Consider the following 7,338-nt stretch of genomic DNA (forward strand, 5'->3'; position numbering starts at 1 on the left):
ACCTTCATGCACTTCAAGAAACTCGCTGCCACCCTGCTCATCTGCGCCTTGCCGGCCGTCAGCCAGGCCCGTGACACGGCGGTCTACCTGCCGTTCGACAAGGCCGTCGCCGAAGCGACCCGCACCGGCAAAATCGACGGCAGCGTGAAGTTCTATCTGGCGGGCAACGCCCCGGCCGGCAAAGTCACCGTCGTCAGCCCCGGCGCCGTGACCAACAAGAAGACCAATGCCTTCAACAAGACCGACCAGGAAGCCTGCGAGTGGGTCGTGCAATCGGCGATCATCAGCCTGCACCAGGCCGCGAAAAGCGCCGGCGCCAACGCCGTGACCAACATCGTCAGCTTCTACAAGAGCAACGAGCGCAAGGATGCGAAAACCTATGAGTGCCACGCGGGCGCAATCATGGCCGGCGTAGCGTTGAAGGGCGATCTGGCGACGGTTCAGTAACGGCCGGAAACGACAAAGGGCGCCTTTCGGCGCCCTTTCACAAACAGGTTGGCTTGTCATCGCCTGTCACCTGTCTGGCTCTGCGATGGCTGGTTGCCCAGGATCCTCAGAGTCTCACAAGCCCCTTTCGGGAACGCCGTCAGTATTGCCTGAAACCGCATGCCGGGCAACGGCTGGCATTTGGCTTCGATGCGCCACTTCCGCTGCCATCACAGTCCCAACGCCCGTCTGACTGCGGTTTTGATCGCGTGAAATTCGTCTGTTGCAAGATGTGAGATCAGGTAGGTGCGCTTGCCTTGCCGATCCCGGCTTTTGATCCGATCAAGCCGCGAAAGGCTGACCGTGGCAATCATGTCGCACTTTGCCCAACAAGTCGGACTGGCCCCCTGAAGGTGACTTGCAAGTTCAAGATGGTGCCCAAGCAAACAATCAGGGGCGGTGGTACTCAACGGCACTACTGTTACCAACAGGCTGTTGGTTCGATGTTTACGTATCACAACAACAGGTCTGACTTTGACCATCTCGGGGACTTCATAACCCCTGAAATCGCAAATCAAAACGCTGCCCTCCTTAGGCTGATATCGAAGTGGCATCCGTGACACTCGTTTGAAAAAGAACTGATTTTGCGCAACAACGGCCATATTCCCTAAGACAGTTCCGTTTCTCGAAATGTACGGAGTCGAGCCAACCAAACCTGTTCACCACAACTACACTCGCTCAAACAGGTCGACACACTACGCCTGCCGGAACGGCGAGCCCTGCCGGTCAAGTACTCGCGGTTCTCTTTCACCGTCAAGGAGACAACCATGCAAGCGAAAGCCCTGATCGCCGCCGCCCTCTTCAGCCTGCTTCCCAGCGCCAGCCACGCCACCAATCTGATGTACATGCCGTTCGAAACAGTCGTGTCGGATGCGATGCGTGCCGGGCGGCTGGATGGCAGTGTGAAGTTTTATCTGGTCGGCAACGGGCCTCAGGGCACTCAGCGGTTGTTGCAGCGCGGAGTGGTCAGTGACTTGAAGACCAACGGCTTCAACAAGAGCGATCACGACTCGTGCGAGTGGGTGCTGCAGTCGAATCTGATTGCGTTGCAGGCCGAAGCCAAGCGTGTCGGGGCGAATGCGGTGACCAATATCGTCAGCTACTACGACCAGCACGTACGCAAGGATCTGAACACTTACGAATGTCGCGCCGGGGTGTTTGTGACGCGCGTGGCATTGAAGGGGGATCTGGTGCAACTGCCCTGATCAACCGGCTTCAACCTTGCGCGTGAGCAACTCGACGAATGCCTTGGCCATCGGTGATTTCTGGTCCTTGCGCTGCACCAGCCACACGGCCGAAATCGCTTCAGGATCGAGCAAGGGTCGATAAACCACGCCATCGATGCGCATCCGCTGATAGGACGCCGGCAGCACCGACACGCCCAAACCCGCCGCTACCAGACCGATGATGGTCATGGCTTCGCCCGCCTCCTGTGCAAAATGCGGACTGAATCCGGCATCGCGGGCCAGGTTGATGAGTTGCGAGTACAAACCACTGCCGTAGCTGCGCGGAAAAAACACAAACGGTTCGAGGGCCAGTGCCGAGAGGAACAGCCCCTCTTCAGAGCCCTGCGCCAGCGGATGTTTGGAGCTGAGCACGGCCACCAGCGGCTCGCGCATCAGTTCGACCACGCTGAGCGAATCCGGCAAACCCAGCGGCCGCATGATGCCGACCTCGATCGATTCGTCCACCAGCGCATCTGCCACCTGAGTGCTGCTCATCTCCCGCAGGTTCAGATGCACGGCCGGGAAGCGCTGGCGAAACGAGAAGATCGCCTGGGGAATGGTCGAGTTGAATGGCGCCGACGAGGTGAAGCCGATCTTCAGTTCACCCAGCTCGCCAAGTTGCGCGCGGCGGGCCACGTCGGCTGCTTTATCGACTTGCGCGAGCACCAGCCGCGCTTCCTCCAGAAACAGTCGCCCGGCCTCGCTGAGCTCGACCCGACGATTGGTACGCTCGAAAAGCCGCGCGCCGACTTCCTGTTCCAGCGCCTGAATCTGCTGGCTCAGCGGTGGCTGAGAGATACCCAGCACCTGTGCGGCGCGGCCAAAGTGCAGTTCTTCGGCCACGGCGATGAAGTAGCGCAGATGACGCAATTCCATGAACACTCCATTAGGTCGTTAAACCTATCAAACAGGTCGAACAATATATTGGATAGAAACATTAGCCAGCTATATGATTTTTTCACTGCCTGCCCGCACCCTCCGAGGTCCGATGTGAAAACCGCCGTCGCTCCACTGGCCCATGAAGTTCCGCCCGCTGCGGCGGACGATGTGCTGACCGAACTGCAAGAGATCTACATCGAGAAAGGCACGCCCGCGTTCATGCGCACGGTACTTGCGCTGTTCAGCGGCGGCTTCGCGACGTTCGCCCTGCTGTACTGCGTGCAGCCGATGATGCCGTTGCTGTCCCACGAATATTCGATCAACGCGGCGCAGAGCAGCCTGATCCTGTCGGTGGCCACCGGCATGCTGGCGTTCGGTCTGCTGATCACTGGCCCGATTTCCGATCGGGTCGGACGCAAACCGGTGATGGTTGCCGCACTGTTTGCCGCTGCGTTGTGCACCATCGCCAGTTCGATGATGCCGAGCTGGCACGGTGTGCTGATCATGCGTGCGCTGATCGGGTTGTCGTTGAGTGGTCTGGCGGCGGTGGCAATGACGTACCTGAGCGAGGAAATTCACCCGCAGCACATCGGTCTGGCAATGGGTTTGTACATCGGCGGCAACGCGATCGGCGGGATGAGCGGGCGTCTGATCACCGGCGTGCTGATCGACTTCGTCAGCTGGCACACGGCGATGATGGTGATCGGTGGTCTGGCGCTGATCGCGGCGGCGGTATTCTGGAAAATCCTGCCGGAGTCGCGCAACTTCCGTTCCCGCTCGCTGCACCCACGCAGCCTGCTCGACGGCTTCACCATGCACTTTCGCGATGCCGGCCTGCCGCTGCTGTTCCTCGAAGCGTTCGTGCTGATGGGCGCGTTCGTCACCCTGTTCAACTACATCGGTTATCGCCTGCTGGCCGAGCCGTATCACCTGGATCAAGTGTTCGTGGGGCTGTTGTCGGTGGTGTACCTGTCGGGCATCTACAGCTCGGCGAAAATCGGTTCGCTGGCCGACAAACTGGGCCGCCGCAAAGTGCTGTGGGCCATCATTGCCCTGATGTTCGCCGGCCTCGCCCTGACGATGTTCACGCCGCTGCCACTGGTGATCGTCGGCATGCTGGTTTTCACCTTCGGCTTCTTCGGCGCCCACTCGGTGGCCAGCAGCTGGATCGGCCGCCGGGCGCTCAAGGCCAAGGGCCAGGCGTCGTCGCTGTACCTGTTCAGCTATTACGCCGGGTCGAGTATCGCCGGGACGGCAGGCGGGGTGTTCTGGCACCTTGGCGGCTGGAACGGTATTGGTTTGTTCATCGGCGCGCTATTGCTGGTGGCGCTGTTGGTGGCGTTGAAGCTGGCGAAGTTGCCGCCTTTGGGTGGTGGCGAAAAGGTTTAGCCACAACTGCGCCCTAGCAGTAACGGCGGGCCAAGGTACACTGACGGCATTCGTCTGCTTTGGTAAAGGAAGCCAGAATGCGCCTGGACCGTCTCCACATTAAGAATTTTCGTTGCTACGAAGATGCCACGTTCGACTTTCAGCCGGGATTCAATCTGGTGGTGGGGGTTAATGGGAGCGGGAAGACGTCGCTGCTGAATGCTGTAGCACAAAGCTTTAACGATATCTTCGGTTCAGTCGGCCATCCTATGACGCTTTCCGACGATGAAGATGTGCGCACGGTCATCAACCATCACGAAAATGGAAACCGATTCGAAAGGGTTTTTCCGCTGGTTTTAGAGGGCCACGGCAAAGCGTTTCAATCTTCATCCTGGGCTCGGGCAAAACATCAACCTTCACACGGTTCGATTCCTCCTATACCTGTGGTGGACATCAACGCTCTCAACTCATCCTCTGCGCTCGCAGGCAAGATTGACCTTCCGCTGATCGCCTTTTATCGAGCAGACCGCCGCTGGACTATCGCCAACACGTCTACCGAACAGGCTGCATCACTGAAACTGTCGCGACTTGATGGTTATAAGAATTGGTCGAACACAGCCACCAATCTGCAAGACTTTGAAAGTTGGTTCGTTAAAAAGACATTGGAGCAACTGCAAAAAGCTTTCCGGTCTGCAAAGCCAGTAACTGAGTTTTACGATGAGCTTTCACTGGTAAATTCTGCCTTGCAAGTGATGTTACCGGGCTCAAGTGGACTTTATTACGACGTCGAACTTGCGAGCTTGATTGTTGAAATGGGCGGCAACGCCACTTCGAAGTTCAGCAATCTAAGTGATGGTCAACGCGGGATGATTGCATTGTTCGCCGATATCGCCCGCCGCATGTGCATCCTCAACCCCCACATGGGCAAAGATGTCCTGAAAAACACCTCAGGCGTGGTCATCATCGACGAACTGGATATCCACCTTCACCCGGCCTGGCAACGCAGCATCGTGCCTGCATTGAGACAGGCTTTTCCCAAAGTCCAATTCATCGCCGCAAGCCACTCCCCACAAATCATCGGCAGCCTGAAACCTGAAGAAGTAATCCTGTTGCACAACGGGGATCCGACTCATCCGCGGGTCACCTACGGTCTGGATTCCAGCAGCGTGCTTGAAGAGGTAATGGGCGTTACGCAGCGCGAACCAGAAATCGAAGATCTGCTGTCCGAGCTTTTTTCCACGTTGGAAGACAACGACCTCGAAAAGGCAAAATCACAACTTGAGGCGCTGAAAAAGAAAGCTCCCGACCTACCGGAATTCGCCGGCGCCGAAGCACTGATCAGGCGCAAGGAGATTCTCGGCAAATGAAGCGAGTGCTCAAAGGAACTGAACCCGCTTCATTTACAGATTGGAAAAACTCGGCGAACGACGAGTGGAGCCCAACTTACCCAACGCTACAAAACCCGCAAAAACGGGATTTGCATAATGCCCTGCTTAAGGAGCAAGGCTTCTTCTGCTGTTATTGCGGCCGGGAAATAGATGCCTCGACCAGCCATATCGAGCACTTCAGACCTCAAGAGCATTTCGAAGAGTTGGCGTTGGAGTTTCACAACCTTCATGCCTCCTGCCTGCGAGAAACCAAGCCCGGCAATCCGTTGCACTGCGGCCATAAGAAGGGCAACTGGTTCGACGAAAACCAACATATTTCTCCCACCGACGAGAACTGTGAACAGCGCTTCCGATATCTGCGAACCGGCGAAATCCAGCCAAAAGATTCTGACGACCTTCCCGCCACAAAGATGATCGAGGTATTGGCGCTAGACATCGCCTACCTCAAAAATCGACGGCAGGACACAATCCGCCGCCTCTTCGATGATGAGTTTGTCATGCAAGTCAGCGAGGAAGAACTTGAGCGGTTGGTGACGGCGATCCGAAATACCGCGATTCCCGATCAAAAAACCTTCGACCACATCATCGCCCGCTACGCCGAACAGCTCCTTGGACGCTAAACCCATCGCAAACAAAAACGCCCGGCATAAGCCGGGCGTTTTTGTTTTCTACCATTCGAGCTGAGCGCCGATCACTGGTGATACTGCGCCGACAACTCATGTACGGCACGCAAGAACGCACCCGCATGCTCAGGATCAACTTCCGGCGTGATGCCGTGGCCGAGGTTGAACACGTGGCCGCTGCCCTTGCCGTAGCTGGCGAGGATGCGCCCGACTTCAGTGCGGATCGCTTCAGGTTTGGCATAGAGCACGGTCGGGTCCATGTTGCCTTGCAACGCAACCTTGTCACCAACACGGGCGCGGGCGTTGCCGATGTCGCAGGTCCAGTCCAGACCCAGCGCATCGGCGCCAGCGTCGGCGATGCTTTCCAGCCACAGGCCGCCGTTCTTGGTGAAGAGGATCACCGGCACTTTGCGACCGTCGTGCTCGCGGATCAGGCCGCTGACGATTTTCTTCATGTAGGCCAGGGAGAATTCCTGATACGCCGCCGCCGACAGGTTGCCGCCCCAGGTGTCGAAGATCTGCACCGCTTGCGCACCGGCCTGGATCTGGCCGTTGAGGTACGCAGTCACCGACTGCGCCAGCTTGTCCAGCAGCAGGTGCATGGCTTGCGGGTTGTCGTAGAGCATCGCCTTGGTCTTGCGGAAGTCTTTCGACGAGCCGCCTTCGACCATGTAGGTGGCGAGGGTCCACGGGCTGCCGGAGAAACCGATCAGCGGCACGCGGCCGTTCAGTTCGCGGCGGATGGTGCTGACCGCGTCCATCACGTAGCCGAGGTCTTTGTGCGGATCCGGGATCGGCAGGGCTTCGATGTCGGCCAGGGTGCTGACGACTTTCTTGAAGCGCGGACCTTCACCGGTCTCGAAGTACAGGCCCTGGCCCATGGCATCGGGAATGGTGAGGATGTCGGAGAACAGGATCGCCGCGTCCAGTTGCGGATAGCGGTCGAGGGGTTGCAGCGTGACTTCGCAGGCGAATTCCGGATTCATGCACAGGCTCATGAAATCACCGGCCTGGGCGCGGCTGGCACGGTATTCCGGCAGGTAGCGGCCGGCCTGGCGCATCATCCACACAGGGGTGACGTCTACGGGTTGCTTGAGCAGGGCGCGGAGGAAACGGTCGTTCTTCAGGGCAGTCATGTCGGCATCCGGAAAAAAAGTGCGGGCATTTTCTCAGAGCGCGACGCAAAAGGCACGGATGCAGGTCAGCCTTTTGTCTATCGGGTCAATTTGTCGCAATAAATACGGGGCATCAGCAACAGCGAGAAACAACTGTGGGAGATTCTATGGTTTAGGGGAAACCCTCAACTTGCTTTCGGCTGGTATTCGCTCTGCCCCTTTAGTAGTGCGAATACGACCCGAGCAAGTTTAC

Annotated in this window: 8 protein-coding genes; 5 read left to right on the forward strand and 3 right to left on the reverse strand. The window is 57.9% G+C overall.

All coding sequences use genetic code 11. The annotated features are described in order from the left end of the window. Nucleotides 1–6 precede the first annotated feature (6 nt). Complete coding sequence (locus CAF79_RS26830) at nt 7–447, forward strand: hypothetical protein (RefSeq protein ID WP_007952363.1); 441 nt, start codon at nt 7–9, stop codon at nt 445–447. A 209-nt stretch (nt 448–656) separates the two neighbouring features. Here CAF79_RS26830 and CAF79_RS26835 read toward each other — a convergent pair whose 3' ends face one another. Next, nucleotides 657–1,088, reverse strand: a complete 432-nt coding sequence (locus CAF79_RS26835) for a type II toxin-antitoxin system PemK/MazF family toxin (RefSeq protein ID WP_371917946.1) — start codon at nt 1,086–1,088, stop codon at nt 657–659. 165 nt (nt 1,089–1,253) lie between these two features. Here CAF79_RS26835 and CAF79_RS26840 point away from each other — a divergent pair, with 165 nt between their 5' ends. Next, entirely contained in the window at nt 1,254–1,691 is a 438-nt protein-coding gene (locus tag CAF79_RS26840; protein WP_085701103.1) for an excinuclease, read from the forward strand. On the opposite strand, the gene CAF79_RS26845 is transcribed toward CAF79_RS26840, so the two are convergent. Beyond that, entirely contained in the window at nt 1,692–2,588 is an 897-nt protein-coding gene (locus tag CAF79_RS26845; RefSeq protein ID WP_085701104.1) for a LysR family transcriptional regulator, read from the reverse strand. It abuts the gene before it with no gap. A 114-nt stretch (nt 2,589–2,702) separates the two neighbouring features. Between CAF79_RS26845 and CAF79_RS26850 the strand changes: the two genes are divergently transcribed. From CAF79_RS26850 to CAF79_RS26860, 3 genes are all read left to right on the forward strand, one after another. Then, complete coding sequence (locus CAF79_RS26850; RefSeq protein ID WP_085701105.1) at nt 2,703–3,980, forward strand: MFS transporter; 1,278 nt, start codon at nt 2,703–2,705, stop codon at nt 3,978–3,980. 77 nt (nt 3,981–4,057) lie between these two features. Then, on the forward strand, nt 4,058–5,326 hold the full coding sequence (locus CAF79_RS26855) for an AAA family ATPase (protein WP_085701106.1): 1,269 nt from the start codon (nt 4,058–4,060) through the stop codon (nt 5,324–5,326). Continuing rightward, the gene (locus CAF79_RS26860) at nt 5,323–5,967 is read left to right on the forward strand and encodes a retron system putative HNH endonuclease (protein ID WP_085701107.1); all 645 of its coding nucleotides are present in this window, start codon (nt 5,323–5,325) and stop codon (nt 5,965–5,967) included. The genes CAF79_RS26855 and CAF79_RS26860 overlap by 4 nt, the downstream gene beginning before the upstream one ends. Nucleotides 5,968–6,038: 71 nt before the next feature. Here the strand turns inward: CAF79_RS26860 and hemE are convergent, their stop codons facing one another. Next, complete coding sequence (gene hemE / locus CAF79_RS26865) at nt 6,039–7,106, reverse strand: uroporphyrinogen decarboxylase (protein ID WP_085701108.1); 1,068 nt, start codon at nt 7,104–7,106, stop codon at nt 6,039–6,041. Nucleotides 7,107–7,338 lie beyond the last annotated feature (232 nt).

This window comes from Pseudomonas sp. B26(2017), assembly GCF_002113045.1.
Taxonomy (GTDB): domain Bacteria; phylum Pseudomonadota; class Gammaproteobacteria; order Pseudomonadales; family Pseudomonadaceae; genus Aquipseudomonas.

Coding starts and splice junctions, on each gene's coding strand:
- CAF79_RS26845 (WP_085701104.1), bottom strand. CDS start 2,588: ATGGAATTGCGTCATCTGCGCTACTTCATCGCCGTGGCCGAAGAACTG.
- CAF79_RS26855 (WP_085701106.1), top strand. CDS start 4,058: ATGCGCCTGGACCGTCTCCACATTAAGAATTTTCGTTGCTACGAAGAT.
- CAF79_RS26830 (WP_007952363.1), top strand. CDS start 7: ATGCACTTCAAGAAACTCGCTGCCACCCTGCTCATCTGCGCCTTGCCG.
- CAF79_RS26835 (WP_371917946.1), bottom strand. CDS start 1,088: ATGGCCGTTGTTGCGCAAAATCAGTTCTTTTTCAAACGAGTGTCACGG.
- hemE (WP_085701108.1), bottom strand. CDS start 7,106: ATGACTGCCCTGAAGAACGACCGTTTCCTCCGCGCCCTGCTCAAGCAA.
- CAF79_RS26840 (WP_085701103.1), top strand. CDS start 1,254: ATGCAAGCGAAAGCCCTGATCGCCGCCGCCCTCTTCAGCCTGCTTCCC.
- CAF79_RS26860 (WP_085701107.1), top strand. CDS start 5,323: ATGAAGCGAGTGCTCAAAGGAACTGAACCCGCTTCATTTACAGATTGG.